The 25,420-nt window shown below is 54.8% G+C and carries 27 protein-coding genes; 14 read left to right on the top strand and 13 right to left on the bottom strand.

Annotated elements, in window-relative coordinates; translation table 11 throughout:
• Position 1: 1 nt before the first annotated feature.
• The 6 genes from lptB (at position 2) to npr (ending at position 4,259) form a co-directional block, all read left to right on the top strand.
• The gene (lptB, locus tag BM373_RS18300; RefSeq protein WP_090464711.1) at positions 2 to 727 is read left to right on the top strand and encodes an LPS export ABC transporter ATP-binding protein; all 726 of its coding nucleotides are present in this window, start codon (positions 2 to 4) and stop codon (positions 725 to 727) included.
• A 45-nt stretch (positions 728 to 772) separates the two neighbouring features.
• Positions 773 to 2,206: an RNA polymerase factor sigma-54 gene (rpoN, locus tag BM373_RS18295; RefSeq protein WP_090464708.1), complete on the top strand. Its 1,434-nt coding sequence runs from the start codon at positions 773 to 775 to the stop codon at positions 2,204 to 2,206.
• A 22-nt stretch (positions 2,207 to 2,228) separates the two neighbouring features.
• The gene (gene hpf / locus BM373_RS18290; protein WP_090464705.1) at positions 2,229 to 2,516 is read left to right on the top strand and encodes a ribosome hibernation promoting factor; all 288 of its coding nucleotides are present in this window, start codon (positions 2,229 to 2,231) and stop codon (positions 2,514 to 2,516) included.
• Between the two features lie 82 nt (positions 2,517 to 2,598).
• Positions 2,599 to 3,090 carry a PTS IIA-like nitrogen regulatory protein PtsN gene (gene ptsN, locus BM373_RS18285; protein ID WP_090464702.1) on the top strand — a complete coding sequence of 164 codons (492 nt, stop codon included), beginning with the start codon at positions 2,599 to 2,601 and terminating at the stop codon, positions 3,088 to 3,090.
• Positions 3,091 to 3,135: 45 nt separating this feature from the next.
• On the top strand, positions 3,136 to 3,990 hold the full coding sequence (gene rapZ / locus BM373_RS18280; RefSeq protein WP_090464699.1) for an RNase adapter RapZ: 855 nt from the start codon (positions 3,136 to 3,138) through the stop codon (positions 3,988 to 3,990).
• Positions 3,987 to 4,259, top strand: a complete 273-nt coding sequence (gene npr, locus BM373_RS18275; RefSeq protein ID WP_047058971.1) for a PTS phosphocarrier protein NPr — start codon at positions 3,987 to 3,989, stop codon at positions 4,257 to 4,259. Before rapZ ends, npr begins: the two co-directional genes overlap by 4 nt.
• Before the next feature lie 242 nt (positions 4,260 to 4,501).
• On the opposite strand, the gene mtgA is transcribed toward npr, so the two are convergent.
• The 4 genes from mtgA to epmA form a co-directional block, all read right to left on the bottom strand.
• On the bottom strand, positions 4,502 to 5,221 hold the full coding sequence (gene mtgA, locus BM373_RS18270; RefSeq protein WP_090464697.1) for a monofunctional biosynthetic peptidoglycan transglycosylase: 720 nt from the start codon (positions 5,219 to 5,221) through the stop codon (positions 4,502 to 4,504).
• On the bottom strand, positions 5,218 to 5,871 hold the full coding sequence (gene elbB, locus BM373_RS18265) for an isoprenoid biosynthesis glyoxalase ElbB (protein WP_090464693.1): 654 nt from the start codon (positions 5,869 to 5,871) through the stop codon (positions 5,218 to 5,220). The genes mtgA and elbB overlap by 4 nt, the downstream gene beginning before the upstream one ends.
• Before the next feature lie 232 nt (positions 5,872 to 6,103).
• On the bottom strand, positions 6,104 to 8,440 hold the full coding sequence (arcB, locus tag BM373_RS18260) for an aerobic respiration two-component sensor histidine kinase ArcB (protein ID WP_090464691.1): 2,337 nt from the start codon (positions 8,438 to 8,440) through the stop codon (positions 6,104 to 6,106).
• 201 nt (positions 8,441 to 8,641) lie between these two features.
• Complete coding sequence (gene epmA / locus BM373_RS18255) at positions 8,642 to 9,619, bottom strand: elongation factor P--(R)-beta-lysine ligase (protein ID WP_090464689.1); 978 nt, start codon at positions 9,617 to 9,619, stop codon at positions 8,642 to 8,644.
• A gap of 238 nt (positions 9,620 to 9,857) precedes the next feature.
• On the opposite strand from epmA, the gene frdA reads away from it, so the two are divergent.
• From frdA to frdD, 4 genes are read left to right on the top strand one after another with little or no spacing between them, the layout of a single operon-like run.
• Entirely contained in the window at positions 9,858 to 11,648 is a 1,791-nt protein-coding gene (gene frdA, locus BM373_RS18250) for a fumarate reductase (quinol) flavoprotein subunit (protein ID WP_090464686.1), read from the top strand.
• Entirely contained in the window at positions 11,641 to 12,375 is a 735-nt protein-coding gene (locus BM373_RS18245) for a succinate dehydrogenase/fumarate reductase iron-sulfur subunit (protein WP_090464683.1), read from the top strand. The genes frdA and BM373_RS18245 overlap by 8 nt, the downstream gene beginning before the upstream one ends.
• A 10-nt stretch (positions 12,376 to 12,385) precedes the next feature.
• On the top strand, positions 12,386 to 12,781 hold the full coding sequence (frdC, locus tag BM373_RS18240) for a fumarate reductase subunit FrdC (protein ID WP_090464680.1): 396 nt from the start codon (positions 12,386 to 12,388) through the stop codon (positions 12,779 to 12,781).
• Positions 12,782 to 12,790: 9 nt separating this feature from the next.
• Positions 12,791 to 13,150 carry a fumarate reductase subunit FrdD gene (gene frdD / locus BM373_RS18235; RefSeq protein WP_090464677.1) on the top strand — a complete coding sequence of 120 codons (360 nt, stop codon included), beginning with the start codon at positions 12,791 to 12,793 and terminating at the stop codon, positions 13,148 to 13,150.
• A 54-nt stretch (positions 13,151 to 13,204) separates the two neighbouring features.
• Here the strand turns inward: frdD and BM373_RS18230 are convergent, their stop codons facing one another.
• From BM373_RS18230 to BM373_RS18215, 4 genes are read right to left on the bottom strand one after another with little or no spacing between them, the layout of a single operon-like run.
• Positions 13,205 to 14,149 carry a MurR/RpiR family transcriptional regulator gene (locus BM373_RS18230; protein ID WP_256214687.1) on the bottom strand — a complete coding sequence of 315 codons (945 nt, stop codon included), beginning with the start codon at positions 14,147 to 14,149 and terminating at the stop codon, positions 13,205 to 13,207.
• 1 nt (position 14,150) lies between these two features.
• Positions 14,151 to 15,020: an aldose epimerase family protein gene (locus BM373_RS18225; RefSeq protein ID WP_090464671.1), complete on the bottom strand. Its 870-nt coding sequence runs from the start codon at positions 15,018 to 15,020 to the stop codon at positions 14,151 to 14,153.
• 2 nt (positions 15,021 to 15,022) lie between these two features.
• The gene (locus tag BM373_RS18220; protein ID WP_090464668.1) at positions 15,023 to 16,756 is read right to left on the bottom strand and encodes a sulfatase; all 1,734 of its coding nucleotides are present in this window, start codon (positions 16,754 to 16,756) and stop codon (positions 15,023 to 15,025) included.
• A gap of 3 nt (positions 16,757 to 16,759) precedes the next feature.
• Complete coding sequence (locus BM373_RS18215) at positions 16,760 to 18,295, bottom strand: PTS transporter subunit EIIC (protein WP_090464665.1); 1,536 nt, start codon at positions 18,293 to 18,295, stop codon at positions 16,760 to 16,762.
• Positions 18,296 to 18,508: 213 nt separating this feature from the next.
• On the opposite strand from BM373_RS18215, the gene BM373_RS18210 reads away from it, so the two are divergent.
• Entirely contained in the window at positions 18,509 to 19,039 is a 531-nt protein-coding gene (locus BM373_RS18210; protein ID WP_090464662.1) for a lipocalin family protein, read from the top strand.
• Here the strand turns inward: BM373_RS18210 and sugE are convergent.
• Entirely contained in the window at positions 19,036 to 19,353 is a 318-nt protein-coding gene (gene sugE, locus BM373_RS18205; protein WP_090464659.1) for a quaternary ammonium compound efflux SMR transporter SugE, read from the bottom strand. The two genes, BM373_RS18210 and sugE, sit on opposite strands and share 4 nt — an antisense overlap.
• Positions 19,354 to 19,616: 263 nt before the next feature.
• Between sugE and BM373_RS18200 the strand changes: the two genes are divergently transcribed.
• Complete coding sequence (locus BM373_RS18200; protein ID WP_090464658.1) at positions 19,617 to 20,216, top strand: helix-turn-helix transcriptional regulator; 600 nt, start codon at positions 19,617 to 19,619, stop codon at positions 20,214 to 20,216.
• 41 nt (positions 20,217 to 20,257) lie between these two features.
• Here BM373_RS18200 and ecnB read toward each other — a convergent pair whose 3' ends face one another.
• Positions 20,258 to 20,404, bottom strand: a complete 147-nt coding sequence (gene ecnB / locus BM373_RS18195) for a lipoprotein toxin entericidin B (RefSeq protein ID WP_006178941.1) — start codon at positions 20,402 to 20,404, stop codon at positions 20,258 to 20,260.
• A 167-nt stretch (positions 20,405 to 20,571) separates the two neighbouring features.
• A complete protein-coding gene (efp, locus tag BM373_RS18190; protein ID WP_090464655.1) occupies positions 20,572 to 21,138 on the bottom strand; it encodes an elongation factor P in 567 nt (188 codons plus the stop codon).
• A 41-nt stretch (positions 21,139 to 21,179) separates the two neighbouring features.
• Here efp and epmB point away from each other — a divergent pair, with 41 nt between their 5' ends.
• Both epmB and yjeJ read left to right on the top strand, forming a co-directional pair.
• Positions 21,180 to 22,208, top strand: a complete 1,029-nt coding sequence (epmB, locus tag BM373_RS18185; protein WP_090464652.1) for an EF-P beta-lysylation protein EpmB — start codon at positions 21,180 to 21,182, stop codon at positions 22,206 to 22,208.
• 144 nt (positions 22,209 to 22,352) lie between these two features.
• Positions 22,353 to 23,210 (top strand): YjeJ family protein, encoded by an 858-nt coding sequence (gene yjeJ, locus BM373_RS18180; RefSeq protein ID WP_090464647.1) that lies wholly within the window; start codon positions 22,353 to 22,355, stop codon positions 23,208 to 23,210.
• Between the two features lie 45 nt (positions 23,211 to 23,255).
• On the opposite strand, the gene BM373_RS18175 is transcribed toward yjeJ, so the two are convergent.
• Both BM373_RS18175 and groL read right to left on the bottom strand, forming a co-directional pair.
• Positions 23,256 to 23,609, bottom strand: a complete 354-nt coding sequence (locus BM373_RS18175; protein WP_090464643.1) for a DUF4156 domain-containing protein — start codon at positions 23,607 to 23,609, stop codon at positions 23,256 to 23,258.
• A 160-nt stretch (positions 23,610 to 23,769) separates the two neighbouring features.
• Complete coding sequence (gene groL, locus BM373_RS18170; RefSeq protein WP_090464640.1) at positions 23,770 to 25,416, bottom strand: chaperonin GroEL; 1,647 nt, start codon at positions 25,414 to 25,416, stop codon at positions 23,770 to 23,772.
• Between the last annotated feature and the right edge of the window lie 4 nt (positions 25,417 to 25,420).

Genomic DNA, 25,420 nt, shown 5'->3' with positions numbered 1-25,420 from the left:
TATGGCAACTTTAACTGCAAAAAATCTCGCTAAAGCCTACAAAGGCCGCCGCGTGGTGGAAGATGTGAGTCTGACCGTCAACTCCGGCGAGATTGTGGGTCTGCTTGGCCCTAACGGTGCGGGTAAAACCACCACTTTTTACATGGTGGTCGGTATTGTCTCGCGCGACGCGGGTAACATCATTATTGATGACGAAGATATCAGCCTGCTGCCGCTGCATGCGCGTGCGCGTCGTGGCATTGGTTATTTGCCGCAGGAAGCCTCTATTTTCCGTCGTCTGAGCGTATTTGATAACCTGATGGCCGTCCTGCAAATCCGTGACGATCTCAGCAGCCAGCAGCGTGAAGACCGCGCCAATGAGCTGATGGAAGAGTTCCACATTGAGCATCTGCGCGACAGCCTCGGCCAGGCGCTCTCCGGCGGTGAACGTCGCCGTGTAGAAATCGCCCGTGCGCTGGCCGCCAATCCAAAATTTATTTTGCTCGATGAACCCTTTGCGGGCGTTGACCCGATTTCCGTTATCGACATCAAGCGCATTATCGAACACCTGCGCGATAGCGGCCTTGGGGTGCTCATCACCGACCATAACGTGCGCGAAACGCTGGCGGTGTGCGAACGCGCCTATATCGTTAGCCAGGGGCATTTAATTGCGCACGGTACACCGCAGCAAATCCTTGAAGACGAACATGTTAAGCGCGTATATCTTGGGGAAGACTTCAGACTCTGATAGGGTAGAGAAAATTAGGGTCTTACGGAGAAAACTGCTCTGAATATGAAGCAAGGTTTGCAACTACGGCTGAGCCAACAGCTCGCCATGACGCCACAATTGCAACAAGCGATCCGTTTGCTGCAATTGTCTACGTTGGAACTTCAGCAGGAACTTCAGCAGGCGCTGGAGAGTAATCCGTTGCTGGAACAAACCGATCTTCATGAAGAAATCGACGCGCAGCAGGCGCAGGACACCGAAACGCTGGATTCCGTCGACGCCCTTGAGCAGAAAGATATGCCCGAAGAACTGCCGCTTGATGCCAGTTGGGACGAAATCTACACCGCTGGCACCCCTTCCGGTAACGGCGTCGATTATCAGGACGATGAACTTCCCGTCTATCAGGGCGAAACCACCCAGTCGCTACAGGATTACCTGATGTGGCAGGTGGAACTGACCCCGTTTTCCGACACCGACCGCGCCATCGCAACCTCGATCGTCGATGCAGTCGATGAAACCGGTTATCTCACCGTCTCGCTGGAAGATATTCTTGAAAGCATGGGCGACGAAGAGATCGGCCTGGATGAAGTGGAAGCCGTGCTCAAGCGCGTACAGCGTTTCGATCCCGTCGGCGTTGCGGCAAAAGATCTGCGCGACTGCCTGCTGATCCAGCTCTCTCAATTCGCCAAAGATCTGCCGTGGCGCGAAGAAGCCCAGTTAATCATCAGCGATCATCTGGATTTGCTGGCAAACCATGACTTCCGCTCTTTGATGCGCGTTACGCGTTTAAAAGAAGACGTGCTGAAAGAAGCCGTTAACCTGATTCAGTCTCTGGATCCGCGTCCGGGTCAGTCGATCCAGACAGGCGAACCCGAATACGTTATTCCTGACGTGCTGGTGCGTAAGCATCATGGCCGCTGGACGGTTGAGCTGAACTCCGACAGCATTCCGCGCCTGCAAATCAATCAGCACTATGCTTCTATGTGTACCGGCTCGCGTAACGATGCCGACACCCAGTTCATCCGCAGTAATTTGCAGGATGCGAAGTGGCTGATTAAAAGCCTTGAAAGCCGTAACGACACACTGCTGCGCGTCAGCCGCTGTATCGTTGAGCAGCAGCAGGCCTTTTTCGATAAAGGCGAAGAATTTATGAAGCCGATGGTGCTGGCGGATATCGCTCAGGCCGTCGAAATGCACGAATCGACCATTTCACGTGTTACCACCCAGAAGTATCTGCACAGCCCCAGGGGCATTTTTGAGCTTAAATATTTCTTCTCCAGCCATGTGAATACCGAGGGCGGCGGCGAAGCCTCGTCCACGGCAATCCGCGCGCTGGTGAAGAAATTGATAGCCGCAGAAAACCCTGCGAAACCACTGAGTGACAGTAAGCTAACCACCCTGCTGTCCGACCAGGGTATCATGGTGGCTCGCCGTACCGTTGCGAAGTATCGAGAGTCTTTATCCATTCCGCCGTCTAACCAGCGTAAACAACTGGTTTGACCCAACCGATAAGGAAGACACTATGCAGCTCAATATCACAGGGCACAACGTCGAAATTACCGAAGCATTGCGTGAATTTTTAAACACCAAATTTGCCAAGCTGGAGCAATTTTTTGAAAGGATCAATCAGGTCTACATTGTGTTGAAGGTGGAAAAGGTGACGCATGTTGCCGACGCCACCCTGCATGTCAACGGCGGAGAAATCCACGCCAGTGCGGATGGGCAGGATATGTATGCCGCCATCGATGGTTTAATTGATAAACTTTCCCGGCAGCTCACTAAACATAAAGATAAACTAAAACAACACTAATTGTCCGGGCGGTTAACGGGTGCAGGACGGCCTGTTGTGGAACACAACGGGCCATTTGTACAGTTAGCGCTTAGGTGAAATTATGATGAACAACGATTCCGCTCTTCAGTTGAGCAATGTCCTTAACCAGGAATGTACCCGCAGCGCCGTCCACTGCCAGAGCAAGAAACGTGCGCTGGAAATCATCAGTGAACTGGCCGCTAAACAGTTAGGTTTGCCGCCACAGGTGGTGTTTGAAGCGATTCTGACCCGTGAAAAAATGGGCAGTACCGGTATCGGCAACGGTATCGCTATTCCTCACGGCAAGCTGGAAGAAGATACCCTGCGAGCGGTAGGCGTCTTTGTGCAGCTTGAAACGCCGATTGCGTTCGACGCCATCGACAATCAGCCCGTTGATCTGCTGTTTGCGCTGCTGGTGCCAGCTAATCAGACGAAGACCCATCTGCACACGCTTTCGCTGGTGGCGCGTCGTCTGGCGGATAAAACCATTTGTCGCCGTCTGCGCAGCGCGCAAAGCGATGAAGAACTCTACCAAATCATCACGGAAACAGAAGGCAGCCAGGATGATGCATAACCCGGAAATCGCCTTCATGTTTGTTGTCCTGAGGAGAAACGGTACATGGTACTGATGATCGTCAGTGGTCGTTCGGGGTCGGGGAAATCGGTCGCCCTGCGAGCGCTGGAAGACATGGGTTTTTACTGTGTCGATAACCTGCCGGTCGTGTTACTGCCTGAACTGGCGCGCTCGCTTGCTGACCGCCAGATTTCTGCGGCAGTCAGCATCGATGTGCGTAACATGCCTGAATCACCTGAGATTTTTGAACAGGCGATGAACAATCTGCCGGATGCGTTCTCCCCTCAGTTGCTGTTCCTGGATGCCGATCGCAATACGCTGATCCGCCGCTACAGCGATACGCGCCGTTTGCACCCTCTTTCCAGTAAAAATCTGTCGCTGGAAAGTGCCATCGATCAGGAGAGCGACCTGCTGGAACCGCTGCGTTCGCGTGCCGATCTGATCGTCGATACCTCCGAAATGTCGGTTCACGAGCTGGCAGAAATGCTGCGCACGCGTCTATTAGGTAAGCGCGAACGCGAGCTGACGATGGTGTTTGAATCGTTTGGCTTTAAGCACGGCATCCCGATTGATGCGGATTATGTTTTTGACGTGCGCTTTTTGCCGAACCCGCACTGGGACCCCAAATTACGCCCGATGACCGGCCTTGATAAGCCCGTTGCGGCGTTTCTTGATCGTCATACTGAAGTGCACAATTTTATCTATCAGACGCGCAGCTACCTTGAGCTGTGGTTACCGATGCTGGAAACCAATAACCGCAGTTATCTGACCGTGGCGATTGGCTGTACCGGCGGTAAACATCGTTCTGTGTACGTGGCTGAGCAACTGGCGGATTACTTCCGCTCCCGGGGCAAAAATGTGCAGTCCCGCCATCGTACGCTGGAAAAACGCAAAACATGACCGTAAAACAAACTGTTGAAATCACCAATAAGCTGGGCATGCACGCGCGCCCGGCGATGAAACTGTTTGAGCTGATGCAGGGCTTTGATGCGGAAGTGCTGCTGCGAAACGACGAAGGCACCGAGGCGGAAGCGAACAGCGTGATCGCCCTGCTGATGCTGGACTCCGCCAAAGGCCGTCAGATTGAGATCGAAGCCACCGGCCCGCAGGAAGAAGAAGCCCTGGCCGCGGTGATTGCGCTGTTTAACGCCGGGTTTGATGAGGACTGATTTCCCCTCACCCTCCCCCTCTCCCCATGGGAGAGGGGACAGATTGTGCACAAACTTGATTTTGCCCTCACCCTGACCCTCTCCCCAGGTGAGAGGGGACAGATTGTGCGCGGGTTTTGTTTCCCCCTCACCCTTAGAGTTGAGCACCGGCTCGCTTTTCTCCCTCGCCCTCAGAGATTAAGCACCGGCTCGCTTTTCTCCCTCTCCCTCAGGGAGAGGGCTGGGGTGAGGGTGATCGTCCTTTAAGGATACAACCCATTCCTGCGCACATACTCTTCCCCACCCAACTGGCGCATCTGCCGCATAATCCACGCCTGACGATTTCGCACATACCCCGACGGCGCATCAGCCTTAAAGCGCAGCGGATTCGGCAATACAGCCGCCAGCAGCGCGGCCTCCGCCTGAGTTAACCGGCTGGCGGGCTTATGAAAATAGCGCTGTGCCGCAGCCTCAACGCCAAATATCCCTTCGCCAAACTCCGCGATATTCAGATAGACCGTCAGGATCCGCCGCTTGCTCCACACCGTCTCCATCCCCAGCGTCAGACCGGCTTCCAGCCCTTTGCGCACCCAGCTTCGCCCGTCCCAGAGAAAGAGATTTTTCGCCGTCTGCTGTGACAGCGTCGAGGCCCCGCGAATACGGTTTTCATGACGCTCATTGTGCGACAGCGCTTTTTCAATCGCCGCCATATCAAAACCCCAGTGCTGCGGGAATTTTTGATCTTCCGCGGCAATCACCGCCAGCCCCATCCACGGTGAGATCTCATCCATGCCGACCCAGTCTGAATGGGCAACATAGCCGAAATCGCCGCTAAGCCAGGCCGAGATCTGCCGCTCGGCCATCACCGCTGAAAACGGCACCGGCACCACGCTAAACAGCGCGATCCCCCCGCCCCAGAACAGCGCGAAAACCAGTACCAGCCGCCAGAGAACCCCTTTTAGCGATAAGCGCCGCCACTTCATTGCGCCAGAACCAGCACGCGGGTGACCAGTTTTTCGATACCCGTGGCAGCTTCGGCGATCGTCTGCGCCAGCATATACGCCGGGGTGGTGACGATTTTGTGCTCCTCATCGACCACAATATCATCCACCGGACACGGCACATGTTCCGCCCCCATCACTTCAAGCAGTTCAGCAGTGTCGATATCGGTACCAATCGTCAGACGCAGCGGGATATCAAAAATTTTCGGCAACATAGGAGGGGCGATACAGATAAAGCCCTGCGGTTTTCCCGCCGCATGCATTGCCTGCGACAGCCGTTTGAGATCCTCATCAACGGTGCAATCCGCGCCTAACTGCGCAAAATTACTCAAATTTTTTGCGGCACCGAAACCGCCGGGCACGATCAGCGCATCCAGCTCATCGGCCCGCGCTTCGCTGAGCGGCTGGATCTCACCGCGCGCGATCCGCGCCGCCTCAACCAACACATTCCGGCTTTCGGCCATCGGCTCGCCCGTCAGATGGTTGACCACGTCTGCCTGGTTTTTGTCCGGGGCAAAACAGATCGCCTGTGCGCCGTGGCGGGCAAGCGCCAGGAGCGTAATGACCGCTTCGTGAATTTCGGCACCATCATTGACGCCACATCCACCGAGTACGATACCCACTTTTTTCATCTTGCTAATCCTTTGTTGCAACATGCTGAAGACTATTAAAAATTTTGATAAGGACGCTATGCTTCACACATTTAACTGATTCATGTAACAAATAATTTAAGATTTGCTATCTTAAGAGCGGGCAGTCCAATCATGTCGTCTGCGCTTTTCCCATTACAAAATTAAAAATCCCGGCGCAGCCAAGGTTTCCCTGGTGTTGGCGCAGTATTCGCGCACCCCGGTTTATCCGGGGTCATTTTTTTCTCGCCCCGTCCACCCATGCTTTCAGCACCGCCACATCGTGCGGCCACGTCTGTTTCATTTCGTCGATCCATTCACCGACGTTATTCCACCACTCAGGAAGATCCGGTGACTGAATCTGCTGACCGAGCTGCTGTAAATGGCGCAAACCAATTGAGCCCGCGGCCCCTTTGATTTTATGCCCTTCTTCCGTAATGCCCTTCTGATCGCGGGCGGTGAAATTCGATTCCAGCACGCTGATGTAGCCCGGCATCATTTTCTCAAATACCGCCAGACCATCGGTGATGAGCTTCGGCCCCACCAGCTCCATGTACTGTTCCAGCATCGCAATGTCTAACAGCGCCTGCGCTTTACTGTCGTCTACTGATGTCACGGCAATCTCCTCGTCGTCAGTGGTATCCCAAAACTTCTTAATCATGGCAGTTAATGCCGGTACCGCCAGCGGTTTGCTTAAGACATCGTCCATCCCGGCGTCCAGATATTCCTGTTTGTCTTTCAATACGTTGGCGGTCAGCGCCACCAGCGGCGGCAGATCGTCGGCGGCATAGCGGCTGGTTAATTCCCTGGAGATATCCAGTCCGGTCATGTCCGGTAGCTGGATATCCAGCAACACCAGATCGTATTCACCCGGCGTAAACATCTCCAGCGCCGCCGTCCCGGTCATCGCCACATCGACGCTGCTGCCGAGCTTTTCAAGCACCGAGCGGGCGACGATCACGTTCAGTTCGATATCTTCCACCAGCAGCACATGGAGCGCGGGCAGCGGCATATCGTCGTCGTCAAATGCATCTTCCACTTCTTCCGCCACGGCAGGCGCATGAACCGAAAGCATGAAGATGGAGCCCCTGCCCGGCTGACTGTTGACGGTAATGTCACCGCCCATGCTTTTCGCCAGACGGCGGGAAACCGCCAGACCGATGCCGGTGCCGGTCGCCGGCTTACCGCCATGGCTGTCTTTGACCTGATAATACATGGCGAAAATTTTATCCTGCTCGCTCTGCGGGATACCGATGCCGGAGTCCTCCACTTCAAAGCTCAGCATCTCATCGGCATCGTAACGGATACGTACCACCACCTGGCCTTCAGGCGTAAATTTGACGGCGTTGCTGATGAGATTCCACAGGATCTGGCGCAGACGGGTGCCGTCGGTGATGACTTTGTGCGGCAGCGGCAACGTAGGTTCCAGAACGAATCGCAGCCCTTTTTGCTGCGCCTGGAGGCCGGAGAGGTTTTCCAGATCGGCAAGGAAACTGGTGAAGTCGACAGGCTGTTTATCCAGCTGGACTTTGTGCCGCTCCATTTTATCCATGTCGATAATATCGTTGAAAATATTCCCCAGCGTCACCGCCGAAACATGAATGGTTTTGAGATATTTTTCCTGCTCGTCGGAAAGCTCGGTATCCAGCAGAATGCGGCTTAACCCGACGATGCCGTTTAACGGGGTACGCAGTTCATGGCTGATGGTGGAGATAAAGGTGGTCTTGTCGCGGCTGGCGCGCTCCAGCGCATCCTGATAGCGCTTCCGCTCGGTGATGTCGCGGCCAAAGCCCATCAGTCCATGGCGCTTGCCGACGCGGTCGTAGTACGGCACTTTGCGGATCTCAAAGCAGGCTTTGCGCCCGTCCGGGTAATCCAGCCACTGTTCATAGGTCAGAGAGACGTTATGCCGAAAGACTTTTTCGTCGGTTTCGATCACTTTCTCTGCCGCTTCCGGTGAGTAGACATCCTGCGGCTTGAGGCTCACCAGTTGTTTTTCGCTTTTGCCGGTCAGCAGTTCCATCGCCCGGTTACAGCCGGAGAACTCTTTATCTTCGTTGCGATAGAACACCAGATCCGGGGAAGCATCGAGAAATGAACGCAGGAAAGAGGATTGCTGTTCAAGCTGGATTTGCGTCTGCTCGCGCTCCTGCATCTCAATTTTGAGCTGCTCAAAAGTGGCCTGGCGCTCCGCCTCGGCTTTGACGCGATCGCTGATTTCCTGATTAAGCTGGGAAATATTGTCTTTTAACTGCACATTGAGTTTCAGATCGCGGTCACGCATCTCTTCGAGCTTATCCACCAGCCGTGACAACCGCTGGCGCGACTCTTCCAGTTGCTCAACCACCACCGATAAGAAGTACACCGCCCAGGGCGTAATCAGCAGGCCAAAGAAGATGGAGCGAATAACATCAATGCTTTCGACACGGCCATGAAGCACCATTGTCACAGCCATCTGCACCACGATCGCCAGCACAACCAGTGCCAGCGCCAGTAGCAGAGAAAATCGCACCAGGCCGAGCTTCATCATCAGATCGACGTAGTATTGCGCCAGTAAGCGGATTTGCTTCATAAGGGATTCCTTCACGACAACGTCGCTCAATAATACTCAATTCTGAGCAACGCGTTGAAGGTTGTGCAAAAAATGTGGGGTTTTGTTCCCCCTCACCCCGGCCCTCTCCCCAGGGGAGAGGGAGGAAGGCGGGTCCGTGCCCGGGCTGTCCCCTCTCCCATAGGGAGAGGGTTAGGGTGAGGGGTATTGTGAGAAGTGGCCTTACGCCCGATCTACCGTAAAGGCGAGCACATCTGCCAGGCTTTCCGCGCCCAGCGCCAGCATCACCAGGCGGTCTACGCCGAGTGCCACGCCGGAGCAGTCCGGCATACCCACTTTCAGCGCTTCCAGCAAATTGACATCAATCGGCTGCTGCGGCAGGCCGCGCGCCGCGCGCTTACGGTTATCCTGCTCAAAACGCTGCTGTTGCTCGCGGGCGTCGGTCAGTTCGTGGAAACCATTCGCCAGCTCAATACCCTTGAAGTAAACCTCAAAGCGTTCCGCCACGCGGTGATCTTCGGTGCTGATCTGCGCAAGCGATGCCTGGCTTGCCGGGAAATGGTACACAAACGCCGGACGATCTTTACCAATGTGCGGCTCTACGCCCATGGCGAACAGCAGTTGCAGCAGCGTATCGCGATCCTCTTCGGTATCGGCGATATTGCTGAGATCCAGCTTCGCCGCCGCGTCGCGCAGTTGCTGTTTATCGGCGGAGAGCGGATCGATGTCCAGATGGCGCTGGAACGCCTGCTGGTAAGAGAGCGACTCCGCTGGTGCGCACTCCAGCACCTGTTGCAGCAGATCGTCCACTTCATTCATCAGGCGGTACATGTCGTAGTGGGGGCGATACCACTCCAGCATGGTGAATTCCGGGTTGTGATGGCGGCCCATCTCTTCATTACGGAAGCTGCGACACAACTGAAAGACAGGGCCACATCCCGCCGCCAGCAGGCGCTTCATGTGGTATTCCGGGCTGGTCATCAGATAAAGATTCATGCCCTGAGAATGGCCTGGACCTACAAAACGGGTTTCGAACGGGAACAGATGAATATCCGTCACCGTTGCCTGGCTCATGCAGGGCGTTTCCACTTCCAGCACCCCCCGATCGGCAAAAAAGCGGCGGATCTCCGCAATCTTTGCCGCACGTTTCAACAAGTTGGGGATGGACGCGCTCGGCTGCCAGGTGGCCGTTTCGCTCATGGTGCTTTCTCCGTAATCTGATAAGGGCACGAAGTCTACTCGTAACCACGAAGAGAGACAAATTTTGTACGGCAATTTAGACCGCACAGATGGGCAAAAAAATCGAACACGTCAAATTTCCCTCCTGAGCACGCGGTTATACTGCCGTACCCATCATGGAGCAGTGGAAATGCTTTCGTAACGCCCTTTTTCATGTAAATCGTGCGGTGCGAGATAATCAAATATCTGGAGGAATGTCGTGCAAACCGTTCAAGCCGATCTTGCCGTAATTGGCGCTGGCGGCGCTGGATTACGTGCAGCAATTGCCGCAGCACATGCGAATCCACACGCTAAAATCGCTCTTATATCAAAAGTTTATCCCATGCGCAGTCATACCGTTGCCGCGGAAGGCGGTTCCGCTGCCGTTGCGCAGGATCATGACAGCTTTGAATACCATTTCCACGACACCGTAGCGGGTGGCGACTGGCTGTGCGAGCAGGACGTCGTTGATTATTTCGTGCATCAATGCCCGAGGGAAATGACCCAGCTTGAACAGTGGGGCTGCCCGTGGAGCCGTCGCCCGGATGGTTCGGTCAACGTGCGGCGCTTCGGCGGCATGAAGATCGAACGTACCTGGTTTGCCGCCGACAAAACCGGCTTCCACATGCTGCACACGCTGTTCCAGACCTCTCTCCAGTTCCCGCAAATTCAGCGTTTCGATGAGCACTTCGTCCTCGACATCCTGGTGGATGACGGTGCCGTCCGCGGCCTGGTGGCGATGAATATGATGGAAGGCACCCTGACGCAAATCCGCGCCAATGCGGTGATCATGGCGACCGGCGGCGCGGGGCGCGTTTATCGCTTTAACACCAACGGCGGGATTGTCACCGGCGATGGCATGGGGATGGCGCTCAACCACGGTGTGCCGCTGCGTGACATGGAATTTGTCCAGTATCACCCGACCGGTCTGCCGGGTTCCGGCATCCTGATGACCGAAGGCTGCCGCGGCGAAGGCGGTATTCTGGTGAACAAAGACGGCTACCGCTATTTGCAGGATTACGGCATGGGCCCGGAAACCCCGCTCGGCGAGCCGAAAAACAAATATATGGAGCTTGGCCCGCGCGACAAAGTCTCCCAGGCCTTCTGGCATGAATGGCGCAAAGGCAACACCATTCCCACGCCGCGTGGCGATGTGGTCTATCTCGATTTGCGTCACCTCGGCGAGAAAAAACTCCTCGAACGTCTGCCGTTTATCTGTGAACTGTCCAAAGCCTACGTCGGCGTCGATCCGGTCAAAGATCCTATTCCGGTGCGCCCCACCGCGCACTACACCATGGGCGGCATCGAAACCGACAGCCAGTGCGAAACCCGCATCAAAGGGCTGTTTGCCGTCGGGGAATGTTCCTCCGTCGGTCTGCACGGCGCGAACCGTCTGGGTTCGAACTCGCTGGCTGAACTGGTGGTGTTTGGCCGCCTGGCGGGTGAAAAAGCCGTGGAGCATGCCGCAAACGCCGGTTCGTCCAGTGATACGGTCCTTAACGCGCAGGCGGGCGATGTTGAGCAGCGCCTGAAAGCGCTGGTCAATCAGCAGGGCAACGAAAGCTGGGCAAAAATCCGCGATGAAATGGGCATGTCGATGGAAGAAGGCTGCGGCATTTACCGCACCACGGAACTGATGCAAAAAACCGTCGATAAGCTGGCGGAATTGCAGGAGCGCTTCAAACGCGTGCGCATCACCGACACCTCCAGCGTGTTTAACACCGATCTGCTTTACGCCATCGAACTGGGCCACGGCCTTAACGTCGCCGAATCCATGGCGCACTCTGCGCTGGCACGTAAAGAGTCGCGCGGCGCGCATCAGCGTCTTGATGAAGGCTGCACCGGGCGCGACGACGTTAATTTCCTGAAACATACCCTCGCTTTCCGCGATGCCGACGGCACGACGCGTCTGGAATACAGCGACGTGAAGATCACCACGCTGCCACCGGCAAAGCGCATGTATGGCGGTGAAGCGGAAGCCGCCGATAAAAAGGAGAAGGCGAATGGCTGAGATGAAAACCCTGAAAGTTGAGGTGGTGCGCTATAACCCGGAAGAGGACGCCGCACCGCGCAGCGCTTTCTATGATGTGCCTTTTGATGAGCAAACCTCGCTGCTGGACGCGCTCGGCTATATCAAGGATAACCTCGCACCAGACCTCAGCTACCGCTGGTCGTGCCGGATGGCGATCTGCGGCTCCTGCGGCATGATGGTCAACAAGGTGCCGAAACTGGCCTGCAAAACCTTTCTGCGTGAGTACGAGAAGGGCATGAAGGTCGAGGCGCTGGCGAATTTCCCGATTGAGCGCGATCTGGTGGTCGATATGACCCACTTTATCGAGAGTCTGGAGGCGATCAAGCCGTACATTATCGGCAATCCGCGCACGCCGGATCAGGGGCCGAACACACAGACCCCGGCGCAAATGGCGAAGTATCACCAGTTCTCCGGCTGCATCAACTGCGGTCTGTGCTACGCCGCCTGCCCGCAGTTTGGCCTGAACCCGGAATTCATCGGCCCGGCGGCGATTACGCTGGCGCACCGCTACAACGAAGACAGCCGCGATCACGGTAAGCAGGAGCGCATGGCGCAACTGAACAGCCAGAACGGTGTCTGGAGTTGTACGTTCGTCGGCTACTGCTCTGAGGTGTGTCCGAAGCATGTCGATCCGGCGGCGGCCATTCAGCAGGGTAAAGTGGAAAGCTCGAAAGACTTTCTTATCGCCACCCTGAAACCCCGCTAAGGAGCGCATTATGACGACGAAACGCAAACCCTACGTGCGGCCCATGCCATCAGGCTGGTGGAAAACCCTGCCGTTTTACCGCTTCTATATGCTGCGTGAAGGCACGGCGATCACCACCGTGTGGTTCAGCATTGTGCTGATTTACGGGCTGTTCGCCCTGAAACACGGCGCGGAAAGCTGGGCGGGCTATGTGGGATTTCTGCAAAACCCGATTGTGGTGATCCTCAATCTCATTACCCTGGCGGGCGCGCTGCTGCACACCAAAACCTGGTTTGAACTGGCCCCGAAAGCGGCAAATATCATTATCAAAGACGAGAAACTGGGGCCGCAGCCGATTATTAAAGGTCTGTGGGTGGTAACGGTGCTGGCAACCGGGGTGATTCTCGCTGTCGCCCTGTTCTGGTAAGGAGGCCAAATGATTAATCCAAATCCAAAACGTTCTGACGAACCTGTTTTCTGGGGGCTGTTTGGCGCAGGCGGCATGTGGGGAGCGATTGTCGCGCCGGTGATCGTGCTGCTGGTTGGCGTGATGCTGCCGCTGGGACTGTACCCTGGCGATGCGCTCGGCTATGAGCGGGTGCTGGCGTTTGCGCAGAGCTTTATCGGTCGCGCGTTTATCTTCCTGATGATCGTCCTGCCGCTGTGGTGCGGCCTGCACCGCATTCATCACCTGATGCACGATCTGAAAATCCACGTGCCGAACGGCAAATGGGTGTTCTACGGACTGGCGGCGATACTCACGGTGGTGACGCTGGTGGGCGTGATTTTCCTGTAATACTTTCTGTCTCACAGTGCCGGGCGGCAGCTTCGCCTGACCCGGCCTGCTCTCTTATCCTTCGCGCTTGATTCTTTCTTTGATCAAAATCTCTTTAATCGACTCACCCGGCGAGGCGCTGTCTTTGGCTTTGTGCAGGGTAATTTCCGTGCACAAAAACTCGATGATAAACAGCTGAGAAATCCGCGTGGCGATGGAATCGCCCTGCAACGGCCCGGCAGATCCGCAGGTCAGCAGAAAGTTATCCGCCAGTTCGTTAAGCGGCGATTGCGGGCTGTGGGTGATCGCCAGCCGGTGCGCGCCCGCTTTGCGAGCCAGCCGAAAGGCGTTCACCACTTCCGGCGTTTCACCTGAATGGGAAAACGCGATCACCATGTCATCGCTTTTCAGATTGGCGAGCTTGAGCGTCATGGTGAAGCGGTCGGTAAACGCCTCTGAATCAATCCCGATGCGGTTCATTTTGTCGCGCGCTTCCAGTGCGGATAAACCCGACGCGCCAAAACCGACAAACATCACCCGGCGGGCGTGAATAAATTGCTCGACGATGTGCTTGATTTTGCGCATGTCGATCAGGTCGATCGTCTCTTTAACCGTGGTATCGAGCGTCAGCGCGATTTTCTGCGCCACGTCATTACGGGAATCACCGAGAAAAATATCGGGCGAGGACGGCAGCGTTAAATCGCTCTCTTCCAGCAGTTCTCGCTTTAATTCCGTTTTCAGACTGAGCAGGCCGCCGTAACCAATTTTTTTGCAAAAACGCACGATGGTGGCTTCGCTGACGCCCGACTCCAGCGCCAGTTTTTTCACCGGCAGTTGCACTACCCGCGCCGGGTTTCGCAGAATAAATTCCGCCACTTTCCGATCGGTATCCGCAAGGCTTGCCATAATATTGGCCACATATACGCGGACGTTCTCTTTATTCACACTCATCTCTGGCTCTCCCGGCGCATTCGCGAACATGGCGTCACGCGAACGAATAATGCCGGGTAGTGTAGCCATCTTATTCTTCGCCGTCTTGCGCCAGCGTCACGCTAAGCTGTTGATGATACGTGTCACCCGCCGCCAGCCACTGCATTCCGCGCTTATGGCACACGTCGCCGTCAAACTGCGGATCGTCGGTGGTGCCGGTCAGCGGCTCGATGCACAGCAGATCCGCGCCCGGTACGCTCCACAGCGCCAGCCAGGGTGTCTGCGGCGAGTCCAGACGCAACGCACAGTCGCCCTGCGGGGAGATCACCGAAACGCCACAATCGGCCATGTCACCAAAATAGACGGCACCGTTCGTGAAGCTGTCAGCGGTGAGAGCAAAGCCGGTGGTACGTGCTGGTGTTTCGGGCGTGATCAGCGTGCGATTATCCGTGAAAAATGGCCCGCTAGCGGGCCGGTCAAAGCGTACCGACCAGCCCGGCTGCGTGGCGATCGGCAGCGCAAAGCCCGGATGCCAGCCGAGCGCAAAGGGAAACGCCCGGCTGTCCCGGTTCTCCACCTGCCAGCGCACCGTAAGGCCGGTGGCGGTCAGATGCCAGTGCGTTGTTACCCGCCAGCGAAACGGCCAGATCGCCTGGGTTTCCGGGCTCTCTTCGCAGCACAGAGTCAGCCTGTCATCACGTTGCTTAACGAGGCGAAAACGCTGCTGGCGCAAAAACCCGTGGGCGGGAAGCGGCCAGAATTCCCCGTCATGATGCAGGCCGTTATGGATAAGCCTGCCGACAACCGGGAAAAGCTGGGTGGCGCTGTTGTTCCACACCGCCGGATCGGGCGTCCACAGGCGCTGGCGCTGCTGGCGTTTATCCAGAAGTTCGCACAGTTCCGCGCCCTTGGCCTTAACGGTTATGCGCCAGCGGTCGTTTTCCAGCGTCCAGCTCGTCATGATTAATCCACCCGCAGCAACAGACGGATCTGATACACCAGCGCCTTGTGTTTATCGCCACTGGCATGCTGGTCAATCAGCGCAAAGATGTGGTTTTGCGTCAACACCTGCCCGTCGTTCACCTCCGCCAGCACGGCATCGGGCGAGATCGCAGGCAGCGCTTTGCTTAAAAACATCAGCGCCTCATAAACGCCCTGATCTTCACAGCGGGCATCCTGCTGCCAGTGCCGGGCAAACTGCTCCTCCTGCTCTGCCGTCAGGGTATCCAGCGCAAAGCGGGTATAGAGTTCCGGCGGCGCATCGTGTGCTTCCAGCAGTGGGCGCATGGCGTGGGCCATCTCCAGCGCTTTTTGCGCATCATCCAGCGGCTGTAGCTGTTGGGGATCGCGTTTAACATCAAACAGCTTGTCGCCAAAGCGCCACGGATTGAGGTAGCCAAAGCTCGCCGGGATCTGCATCACCTGTGCGCCACGGGTGAAATCAAAGCCAGGATGGATGCGGATGTCGGTCAGCTCTTTGACGTTAAACGGGCTGTCGATGCGCGTCGGCATCAGGGTGTATTCAAACAGGTGCTTTTTACCCTGCTCGCGCGGGCAGCGCATATACACCGATTCACCGTCGGTAATATTCAGATGACCGCCAAAGTAGCCAAACAGCGCGTGGTCATGAATGGGGGTGTCGTTTTCAATCACCGGACGCAGGGGTTTGCCGGTCATGGTCGCCGGACGCTCAACGTTGAAGTACTCCAGCAGGGTGGCCGGAATATCAATGGTTTGCGCCAGCGCGCTGCGCCGCTCGCCCGTCACCTTACAGCGCGGATCGCGGATAAAGAACGGCGTGTTGGCGATTTCGTTATAGACCGGCATGATGTTTTTGCCCCACCAGTCGTGCTCGCCGAGCAGGAAGCCATGATCGGTGCAGACAATAAACAGCGTGTCTTCCCACAGGTTCAGCGCTTTGAGCTTATCCATCACCTGACCGAGATAATCGTCGCACATGGTGATCAGCGCCTGGTAAAACTTCCGCGCTTTGTCGTCATTCTCCCCGCCCGGTGCGCCGCAGTAATAGGGCACCCAGCCGTCAAATTCGCCGGGTTTGCAGCCGTACTGCGCCAGATATTTTTCCGGGACGAAAAACGGTTCGTGCGGATCGAAACACTCAATCTGCAAAAACCAGTTGTCCTGGTCCTGGTTGGTATCGAGAAACTCCATGCCCGCCGCAATAGTGCGATGGGTGAAATGCTCCGCCTGGGTGGGCATCGCGGCGCGGTTGATCAGATCCTGGGTCATGCGCCCGGCGCGGCGACGGCGGGTTTCGTCATCTTCCATCCCCTGCCAGCTAATTTGCGGTTTTTCGACCTGCCCTTTCCAGCAATCGCCTTCCTGACCGCGAATGAACTCAAAGGTGGAGTAGCGCGTGTGGTACGTCGCGCCGCCGTCGCGCCAGTAGTGTTTATGGTCGGTGACCATGTGGGTGTGCACCCCATTCTGGTGCAGCGCCTGCATCGCCGAAAAATCAAACGGCTCCAGCGGCCCCCAGCTACGGTGCAAAAAGTTGTAACGCCCGGTGTGCAGCTCACGGCGGGCGGGCATGCACGGCATGCTGCCGACGTAAAAGTTATCGAACTGCACTGACTCTTTTGCCAGCCGCGAAAAGTTTGGCGTGATGGCATCGCCCCCGTAAGGGGCGAGGTGGTTACGCGTCAGCGTATCGAACATCAACATGACTGCTTTCATGATTTATAACCCGATGTACTCTTCAACTTCATTTTTAATAATGGTGACGTGAGGACCGTAGACGACCTGCACTCCCTGCCCGCGAATAAACGCCCCTTTACTGCCATATTTTTTGAAATCATCGAGCTGCACCTGCGACGGCTCTTTTACCGTAACGCGCAGTCGGGTTGCGCAGCAGTCCACATCGAGAATATTGTCCCGCCCGCCGAGCGCATCGACGATCCCGGCGGAACGTGAACCTTCGGCCTGCTCCACTGCCGGTGCGTCGTTATCATCTTCACGGCCCGGTGTTTTAAGCTGACGCCAGCGGATCAGGAAGCGGAAGCTGAAGTAGTAGAGGCAGAACATGACTGCGCCCAGCGGCAGCATCAGCACCCAGTTGGTTTTGGCATTGCCCTGCAACACGCCAAACAGCAGGAAGTCGATAAGCCCGCCAGAGAAGGTTTGTCCGACGGTGATAGCCAGAATGTGCGTCAGCATGAACGCCACGCCCGTCAGCACGATATGCACGCCATACAACAGCGGAGCGCAGAACATGAAGGCGAATTCCAGCGGTTCGGTGATGCCGGTGACGAAAGCCGTCAGCGCGGCAGAAATCATCAGGCTGGCCACTTTTTTACGGTTTTCTGGTTTCGCGCTGTGGTAAATCGCCAGCGCCGCACCCGGCAAGCCAAACATAAAGTCGGCAAAACGTCCGGCCATAAAGCGCGACACGCCGATGTAGTACTGGGTCACGCTTGGATCGGCCAGCTGCGCAAAGAAGATTTTCTGCGTGCCCTGCACCAGATGACCGTTAACCATGACTTCGCCGCCAACGCTGGTCAGCCAGAACGGGAGATAAAAGAGGTGATGTAACCCGAGCGGGATCAGGCACTTCAAAATCATGCCGTAGAACAGCGTCCCGATGTAGCCGGTCTTTTCCACCAGCCCGCCGAGATGCGTGATCCCGGCCTGCACCGGCGGCCACGCCCAGAACAGCGCCACACCCAGGAAAATAGCAAAAAAGGAGGTGACGATAGGCACCAGCCGCGAACCGCTGAAAAACGCCAGCAGGTTGGGCAGCTCGGTTTTGTTGTAGCGATTGTGCACCCACGCGGTCAGCAGGCCGCTGGCAATACCCCCCATGACGCCGGTTTGCAGCGTAACGATGCCCAGTACGCTCGCCTGCCCCGCCGCCGCCAGGTTATCCACCGCCAGTTTGCCGGTCAGCAGCAGCATGGCGTTAATCGCCTTGTTCATCACGATAAAGCACAGGACGGAAGCCAGCCCCGCCGTGCCTTTATCGCTGCGCGCCAGCCCGACGGCGATCCCCACGGCAAACAGCAATGCCAGGTTATCGAACACCACGCTGCCACAGAGTTTCATCAACGTGAAAATGGCCTGCATAACCTGATTATCCAGCACCGGATAGGTGGCGACGGTAACCGGGTTGGTAAACACGCCGCCGATCCCGAGTAATAAACCGGCTGCGGGCAGCACGGCTATCGGCAACATGAATGATTTTCCCAGGTTTTGTGCGCCTGCGAAGAATTTGCTCATAAAGGCCCCTGATGTTGGATTTGAATTTTATATTTCAGTTTTATATTTTTCAGTGAAATTATTATTTCCAGCATTGCGCCGCAAAGTCAACGTCAGATGGTGAAACAGTGAGCGATGTCACTTTTTGCTTTTAGCGGAAATAACGTTCACCACAATCAGGCAAAATTCCAGCCACGCTCTACACTTAGCTAAAAAACCTGGAAGGAAAATCCCATGCGTGTGCTGCCCATTGTTGCAACCGTTGCCGCTGCGTTTCTGGTGGTTGCCTGTAGTTCCCCTACTCCGCCTTCGGGCGTCACCGTTGTAGAAAATTTCAATTCCACCCGCTATCTCGGCACCTGGTATGAAATCGCCCGTCTGGATCACCGCTTTGAACGCGGGCTGGATAACGTCACGGCAACCTACAGTTTGCGTGAAGATGGCGGAATTAATGTCATCAATAAGGGGTATAACCGTGAGCGGGGCATGTGGCAGTCGACGGACGGTAAAGCGTACTTTACCGGGGATAAAAGTCGGGCGGCGCTGAAAGTCTCGTTCTTTGGCCCTTTCTATGGCGGGTATAACGTCATTGCGCTCGATAAGGATTACCAGCACGCGCTGGTCTGTGGGCCGAACCGCGATTATCTGTGGATCCTGTCCCGTACCCGCACCATTCCTGATGAGGTGAAACAACAGATGCTGAGCGTCGCGGCCCGGCAGGGTTTCGCCGTGGAAAAATTAATCTGGGTGGCGCAGAACCGTTAATGGGTGCTGAGTTTTAATCCAATAATCCCGGCGACGATGAGCACCAGGCTTATGATCCTCGCCGGGCTTGCTGACTCCCCAAGCAGAATAATGCCGGTGATGGACGCGCCCACCGCGCCAATGCCGGTCCAGATTGCATAAGCGGTACCGACGGGCAGCGTTTTCATCGCCCATGACAACATCGCGATACTGATGATCATCGCACTGACGGTGATCACGCTCGGTGTCAGTCGGGTAAAACCCTGGGTATATTTCAGGCCGACGGCCCAGACCACTTCAAGAAGACCTGCAATAACTAAAACTAACCAGGACATGGTTGGCTCCTGTTATGGGGCCGTCCCCGGTGAAGAGAGCGCTTACAGGTCGTCCCATAAGGCTTGTGAATAGATAAATATTCTCACCTGGAGCATTATCTATTTCAACTTTTTTATTTAACCCAAATTTTATAGGCTTATAGCAAGAAATAGGCGTAGTTCGCAGCGTAGTTCCCGCATTTATCCGCTATCTCTCCCCACTATGATGATGTGCTTTCTAAATCCTGAAAGCCGTCAACCTTCTCCTGACTGCGAATAAAAATATGTTCAAAATTTTATTGATTGATCGCTGCAACTTTGCCCGCACCGGGCTTGAGAACTGGCTCAATCAAACGGGTCTGTTTCCATCGCCATTACTGGTTACCGGCCTGAATAATTTGATGCTTGCTAAAGAGCATGCACTGCAATGGCATCCCGATCTGGTTATTGCGGATTTATACGGATTTGCCAGTGATTTACACCACGTGCAGCAATTATCGTCTGTATTACAAGCCTGTAGCGCCCAAAGCCCGTTGCTGTTATTGCAATCCGGCGTTGACGCGCAAATAGAGAATTTTTGCCAGCAGTTCCCCGTATGGGCAAGCCTGAGCAAATCCACGTCGCTGGCGACGCTGGCAAACAGCATTAATGACGCGCTGCGCTCGCGTCCGGCGGATGATGAAGTGAATATGGCGACGCCGTTACTGACGCGTCAGGAAGAGAAAGTGTTATCGCTATGGATGGACGGGGCGAATAATCATTATATCGCTACGCGACTGGGTATTAACGGGAAGACGGTATATACCTACAAACGTAATATCCGCATGAAGCTGGGCATGGGAAATCGTTTTTCACCGTTTTTGTCACTGCCTGAAACAGCCTGAGAAAGAAGTTAACGGTACGGCGCGCAGCCGTACCGCCTGCATTAGTTCTGTGCTTTGGTCGCTGCACCTGAAATAGCGCTGCCGCCATCAGAGATGTCTTCGCCCACGCCACGCGTGGTGTTACAGGCTGTTAAGACTGAAGAAAGCACCAGAACAGAAAAGATCGCTGCAATTGTTTTCTTAACCATAATATCTTCCTTTATAACCAATGTTATTTGTGTATAGCCACTTAAGCATAGACAAAATCACGGGAAAGGAAGGTTTTTAGGAACAATTGAAGTTGCTGGCAAATAGCGGGGATAAAACGGGCTGGAAATGTATTCAGCGGCCTGCGCCGCTGAATACCTTACGTCAATTACTTAACGCGGGATACGTATTCGCCAGAGCGGGTGTCAACTTTGATCACTTCGCCAATCTGTACGAACAGCGGTACTTTCACCACAGCGCCAGTGGTCAGGGTTGCTGGTTTGCCGCCGGTACCTGCGGTATCGCCTTTCAGACCTGGATCGGTTTCAACGATTTCCAGCTCAACGAAGTTCGGCGGGGTCACAGCGATAGGCTGGCCGTTCCACAGGGTCACGATGCACTCAGCCTGATCCAGCAGCCATTTCGCGTTATCACCAACGGCTTTCTCGTCAGCAGCGAGCTGCTCGAAAGTTTCGTTGTTCATGAAATGGTAGAATTCGCCGTCGTTGTACAGGAAGGTCAGGTTCATATCGACAACATCTGCGCCTTCGGCAGAGTCAGTGGATTTGAATGTCTTCTCAACGCGGGTACCGGTCAGCAGGCGACGCAGTTTAACGCGCGCAAATGCCTGGCCTTTACCTGGTTTAACGAATTCGCTGGCTTCAACCGCGTACGGTTCGCCGTCCATCATGATTTTAAGACCAGCACGAAAATCGTTGCTATAGTACGTTGCCATAAGGCCCTCTGAAAAATGTTAACTGGTAGCTAAGCCACAAAATGGCGCATATTGTAACCCTAAATACCCCATCCAGAGAAGATTGGTTATTACAACTTGCAGATGTAATCACCAGCCCGGATGAACTCCTGCGTCTTTTAAATGTAGACGCTGATGAAAATTTGCTCGCCGGACGTGACGCAAGAAAACTGTTTGCCCTGCGGGTTCCCCGCGCGTTTGCAGCCCGTATGGAAAAAGGCAATCCGCACGATCCTCTTTTAAGACAGGTACTTACCTCACAGGAGGAGTTCGTCGCTGCCCCCGGTTTCAGCACCGATCCGCTCGATGAACAGCACAGCGTGGTGCCGGGATTGCTGCATAAATACCGTAACCGGGCGCTGCTGTTGGTGAAAGGCGGCTGTGCAGTAAATTGTCGTTATTGTTTCCGCCGCCACTTCCCCTATAGCGATAATCAGGGCAATAAACGCAACTGGCAGGCGGCGATTGACTATATTTCTCAGCATCCGGAGCTTGATGAGATCATTTTCTCCGGCGGCGATCCGCTGATGGCGAAAGATCATGAGATTGACTGGCTGGTCACACAGCTTGAGTCTATTCCGCACATCAAGCGTCTGCGCATTCACAGCCGCTTGCCTGTTGTGATCCCGGCGCGCATTACTGAGGCATTAACAGCGCGTTTTGCCCGCTCCACGCTGCAAATTTTGCTGGTTAACCACATCAATCACGCCAACGAGATCGACGAGGCATTTCGCCAGGCGATGACCGCTCTGCGACAGGCGGGCGTGACGCTGCTCAACCAGAGCGTGTTACTGCGCGGTGTTAACGATAACGCTCACACGCTGGCGGACTTAAGCAATGCGCTGTTTGATGCGGGCGTCATGCCTTATTACCTGCACGTGCTGGATAAAGTGCAGGGCGCGGCGCACTTTATGGTGAGCGACGATGAGGCGCGGGAAATCGTGCGTGAGCTGCTGACGCTGGTATCCGGTTATATGGTGCCGCGTCTGGCCCGTGAAATCGGCGGAGAGCCGAGCAAAACGCCGCTGGATTTACAGTTACGTCAGCAATAACCCTTTTTTAAGAGTCCGTTTTCGGACTCTTTTTTGCCCCTCATCTCACTTTATACTGCCCCGGTTTCCTCTCCGTAATGGCGAAACGCCCTGACGTTTCATAGCCCGGAATATATTTATCTTTTGCAATCATGGAATATTAAAATGCCCTTAACTATTCATGGAATGAACACTGGTGTTATTCGTCATAATAATCAATTTATTGCACTGGCTTTAAAAATTAAGCACGACAAGAAAAAAGAAAATTTACTGTTCTTCCCTTTATTATCTTTAAAAGATCTCCTGCTCAGTATTGAGCAACGTTTGCATATGAAAAGTTTACTCAGCGACAGCGCGCGCAAAAATTTTGATAAAGCCACTGAATCGGCTGAAAAAAAATTGCAGCAAAATGCGCCAGTCATGATGGAAGATGAATTAAAAAATGCGGATGTGCGCCAGCGTGTGGAGCGCGTAACCTTAACCCACAATGCCGCTGACAGCGTGACGCTTGAGTTGTCTCTTAACGGGGGTGATACCGTCACCTTACTCATCAATGATACGCAAATGCGCCTGCTGGTAAATGTGATTATTCTGGCGATGAATAACGCCGGACTGCGCGCTATTTTAGACAGCGTGTCTTCAATTCTGGATTTTCTGCCGCTGTATGACGTCGATTGCAAAGATAAAGGTCAACTGGAATTTGATACTTATCAGCATCCGGAATGGAAACACGCGCTGTTTAATTATTATCTGACGCTGGTGTATCTGTATAAAAATGAGCAGGGAGAGGAGCAAGCCTGCGGCACGGTGATTAAAACACGCGCCCCTTCAAATTCAAAAGAAGCACAAAGCATTGCGAAACGCCTTCTGCGTTACAGCAATCGTCTGCGCAAACTGGAGAATATACCTTGTAAGGTGTTGGTCAGAACGCTGGTCGCTGATAAACCCGTAACGCTGACGCAGGATCAGTGCCTGCATGCGGTGCATAGTCTGCGTCATCAATCTGAGCAATCCGCTGCCTGATAGCAGTGAACCCCGCGAGGGGGTTCACTTGTCTTTGCCCGACAATCAGTTCGGGCAATTATAAACCTGGCCGGTCATTTCGCTGGCGGTCGGGACAAAGCTCGACATAAAGCCCTGCGTCGGACTGCTGACGCTATAAATCACGTTGCCGCCCATATTTGCCGCCTCATTACGCAGCGCATTTGCTGCCCCACGCATTGAACCGCCCTCTTCGCCATGTTGACCGGAAAGCCAGTTACTTTGCTTACCGGTGGCGGTGCCAATCAAGCGGCAATCCGCACTCGGCTTATCTTCCACAAAGCGGACGTTTTGCCCGCCAGAGGTCAGTTCATTACTGGCGCTACACCCAGCCAGCAGCAGCGCTGCCCCGACAATCCCTGCACCAACGATAACGCGCATTTTATTCCTCGTTTTAATCAACCCGACAAAAGCTGTCCGTGTCTAAACCTTATACTAAAAAGATGACCAAAAGAAAAACCCCCGGACATTTCTGCCCAGGGGTTTGTTCATTTATGCGAGGTGTGCGTCCAAATCATTCAGAATGCTGGACGCAGGGCAATCACATCATGCCGCCCATACCACCCATGCCGCCCATACCACCAGCAGCACCTAAATCAGGGCCATCGGCTTTCGGCAGGTCGGTAACCATGCACTCGGTGGTGATCATCAGACCTGCAACCGAAGCGGCGTACTGCAGAGCAGAACGGGTCACTTTGGTTGGGTCCAGGATACCCATTTCGATCATGTTGCCGTATTCTTCGGTCGCTGCGTTGTAACCGTAGTTACCGTCGCCCGCTTTCACGGTGTTAGCAACAACAGAGGGCTCTTCACCGCAGTTCAGCACGATCTGACGCAGCGGAGCTTCCATTGCGCGCAGCGCAACTTTGATACCCACGTTCTGATCTTCGTTCTGGCCACGCAGTTCGCCCAGTTTAGAAGCAACACGGATCAGCGCAACGCCGCCGCCTGCAACCACACCTTCTTCAACCGCAGCACGGGTCGCGTGCAGGGCATCTTCAACGCGGGCTTTTTTCTCTTTCATTTCAACTTCAGTTGCCGCGCCAACTTTGATGACTGCAACGCCGCCAGCCAGTTTAGCTACGCGCTCCTGCAGTTTTTCACGATCGTAGTCGGAGGTCGCTTCTTCGATCTGCTGACGGATCTGACCAACGCGGCCCTGAATGGTCGCTTCTTCACCCACGCCATCGATGATGGTGGTGGTGTCTTTGTTGATCACAACGCGTTTTGCCTGGCCCAGGTCTTCCAGGGTGGCTTTTTCCAGTTCCATACCGATCTCTTCAGAGATAACGGTACCGCCAGTCAGGATAGCGATATCCTGCAGCATGGCTTTACGACGGTCGCCGAAGCCCGGTGCTTTCACCGCAGCTACTTTAACGATGCCGCGCATGGTATTCACCACCAGAGTCGCCAGCGCTTCGCCTTCAACATCTTCAGCGATGATCAGCAGCGGTTTGCCTGCTTTTGCTACAGCTTCGAGAACCGGCAGCATTTCGCGGATGTTGGAGATTTTTTTATCAGCCAGCAGGATGAACGGGCTTTCCAGTTCGATGGAGCCAGTTTCCGGCTTGTTGATGAAATAAGGAGAGAGGTAGCCACGGTCAAACTGCATACCTTCAACAACGTCCAGCTCGTCTTGCAGGCCAGTGCCTTCTTCAACGGTGATAACGCCTTCTTTGCCTACTTTTTCCATCGCTTCTGCGATCAGTTTACCCACGGTTTCGTCGGAGTTCGCAGAGATGGTGCCTACCTGAGCAATGGCTTTGGAATCAGAGCACGGTACGGACAGGGTTTTCAGTTCTTCAACGGCTGCAATCACGGCTTTATCGATACCGCGCTTCAGATCCATCGGGTTCATGCCCGCCGCCACGGCTTTCAGACCTTCGGTGATGATAGCCTGTGCCAGTACGGTTGCAGTGGTGGTACCGTCGCCCGCAGCGTCGTTCGCTTTAGAGGCTACTTCTTTCACCATCTGCGCACCCATGTTTTCGAACTTGTCTTCCAGCTCGATTTCACGTGCCACAGAAACGCCATCTTTAGTAATGGTCGGTGCACCGAAAGATTTATCCAGAACAACGTTACGGCCTTTCGGGCCGAGGGTAACTTTCACTGCGTCTGCCAGTACGTTTACGCCGCGCAGCATTTTCACACGGGCGTCGTTACCGAATTTTACGTCTTTAGCTGCCATTTTC

It is taken from the genome of Enterobacter sp. kpr-6, assembly GCF_900116015.1.
In the GTDB taxonomy this organism is placed as follows: Bacteria; Pseudomonadota; Gammaproteobacteria; order Enterobacterales; family Enterobacteriaceae; genus Enterobacter_D.
Note: the sequence above shows the minus strand (reverse complement) of the source record. Positions and strands in the feature narration are given on the sequence as shown.

Excerpts from the sequence above, each read along its gene's own strand:
- lptB (WP_090464711.1), top strand. The coding sequence starts at position 2 with ATGGCAACTTTAACTGCAAAAAATCTCGCTAAAGCCTACAAAGGCCGC.
- rpoN (WP_090464708.1), top strand. The coding sequence starts at position 773 with ATGAAGCAAGGTTTGCAACTACGGCTGAGCCAACAGCTCGCCATGACG.
- hpf (WP_090464705.1), top strand. The coding sequence starts at position 2,229 with ATGCAGCTCAATATCACAGGGCACAACGTCGAAATTACCGAAGCATTG.
- ptsN (WP_090464702.1), top strand. The coding sequence starts at position 2,599 with ATGATGAACAACGATTCCGCTCTTCAGTTGAGCAATGTCCTTAACCAG.
- rapZ (WP_090464699.1), top strand. The coding sequence starts at position 3,136 with ATGGTACTGATGATCGTCAGTGGTCGTTCGGGGTCGGGGAAATCGGTC.
- npr (WP_047058971.1), top strand. The coding sequence starts at position 3,987 with ATGACCGTAAAACAAACTGTTGAAATCACCAATAAGCTGGGCATGCAC.
- mtgA (WP_090464697.1), bottom strand. The coding sequence starts at position 5,221 with ATGAAGTGGCGGCGCTTATCGCTAAAAGGGGTTCTCTGGCGGCTGGTA.
- elbB (WP_090464693.1), bottom strand. The coding sequence starts at position 5,871 with ATGAAAAAAGTGGGTATCGTACTCGGTGGATGTGGCGTCAATGATGGT.
- arcB (WP_090464691.1), bottom strand. The coding sequence starts at position 8,440 with ATGAAGCAAATCCGCTTACTGGCGCAATACTACGTCGATCTGATGATG.
- epmA (WP_090464689.1), bottom strand. The coding sequence starts at position 9,619 with ATGAGCGAAACGGCCACCTGGCAGCCGAGCGCGTCCATCCCCAACTTG.
- BM373_RS18245 (WP_090464683.1), top strand. The coding sequence starts at position 11,641 with ATGGCTGAGATGAAAACCCTGAAAGTTGAGGTGGTGCGCTATAACCCG.
- frdC (WP_090464680.1), top strand. The coding sequence starts at position 12,386 with ATGACGACGAAACGCAAACCCTACGTGCGGCCCATGCCATCAGGCTGG.
- frdD (WP_090464677.1), top strand. The coding sequence starts at position 12,791 with ATGATTAATCCAAATCCAAAACGTTCTGACGAACCTGTTTTCTGGGGG.
- BM373_RS18230 (WP_256214687.1), bottom strand. The coding sequence starts at position 14,149 with ATGGCTACACTACCCGGCATTATTCGTTCGCGTGACGCCATGTTCGCG.
- BM373_RS18225 (WP_090464671.1), bottom strand. The coding sequence starts at position 15,020 with ATGACGAGCTGGACGCTGGAAAACGACCGCTGGCGCATAACCGTTAAG.
- BM373_RS18220 (WP_090464668.1), bottom strand. The coding sequence starts at position 16,756 with ATGAAAGCAGTCATGTTGATGTTCGATACGCTGACGCGTAACCACCTC.
- BM373_RS18215 (WP_090464665.1), bottom strand. The coding sequence starts at position 18,295 with ATGAGCAAATTCTTCGCAGGCGCACAAAACCTGGGAAAATCATTCATG.
- BM373_RS18210 (WP_090464662.1), top strand. The coding sequence starts at position 18,509 with ATGCGTGTGCTGCCCATTGTTGCAACCGTTGCCGCTGCGTTTCTGGTG.
- sugE (WP_090464659.1), bottom strand. The coding sequence starts at position 19,353 with ATGTCCTGGTTAGTTTTAGTTATTGCAGGTCTTCTTGAAGTGGTCTGG.
- BM373_RS18200 (WP_090464658.1), top strand. The coding sequence starts at position 19,617 with ATGTTCAAAATTTTATTGATTGATCGCTGCAACTTTGCCCGCACCGGG.
- ecnB (WP_006178941.1), bottom strand. The coding sequence starts at position 20,404 with ATGGTTAAGAAAACAATTGCAGCGATCTTTTCTGTTCTGGTGCTTTCT.
- efp (WP_090464655.1), bottom strand. The coding sequence starts at position 21,138 with ATGGCAACGTACTATAGCAACGATTTTCGTGCTGGTCTTAAAATCATG.
- epmB (WP_090464652.1), top strand. The coding sequence starts at position 21,180 with ATGGCGCATATTGTAACCCTAAATACCCCATCCAGAGAAGATTGGTTA.
- yjeJ (WP_090464647.1), top strand. The coding sequence starts at position 22,353 with ATGCCCTTAACTATTCATGGAATGAACACTGGTGTTATTCGTCATAAT.
- BM373_RS18175 (WP_090464643.1), bottom strand. The coding sequence starts at position 23,609 with ATGCGCGTTATCGTTGGTGCAGGGATTGTCGGGGCAGCGCTGCTGCTG.
- groL (WP_090464640.1), bottom strand. The coding sequence starts at position 25,416 with ATGGCAGCTAAAGACGTAAAATTCGGTAACGACGCCCGTGTGAAAATG.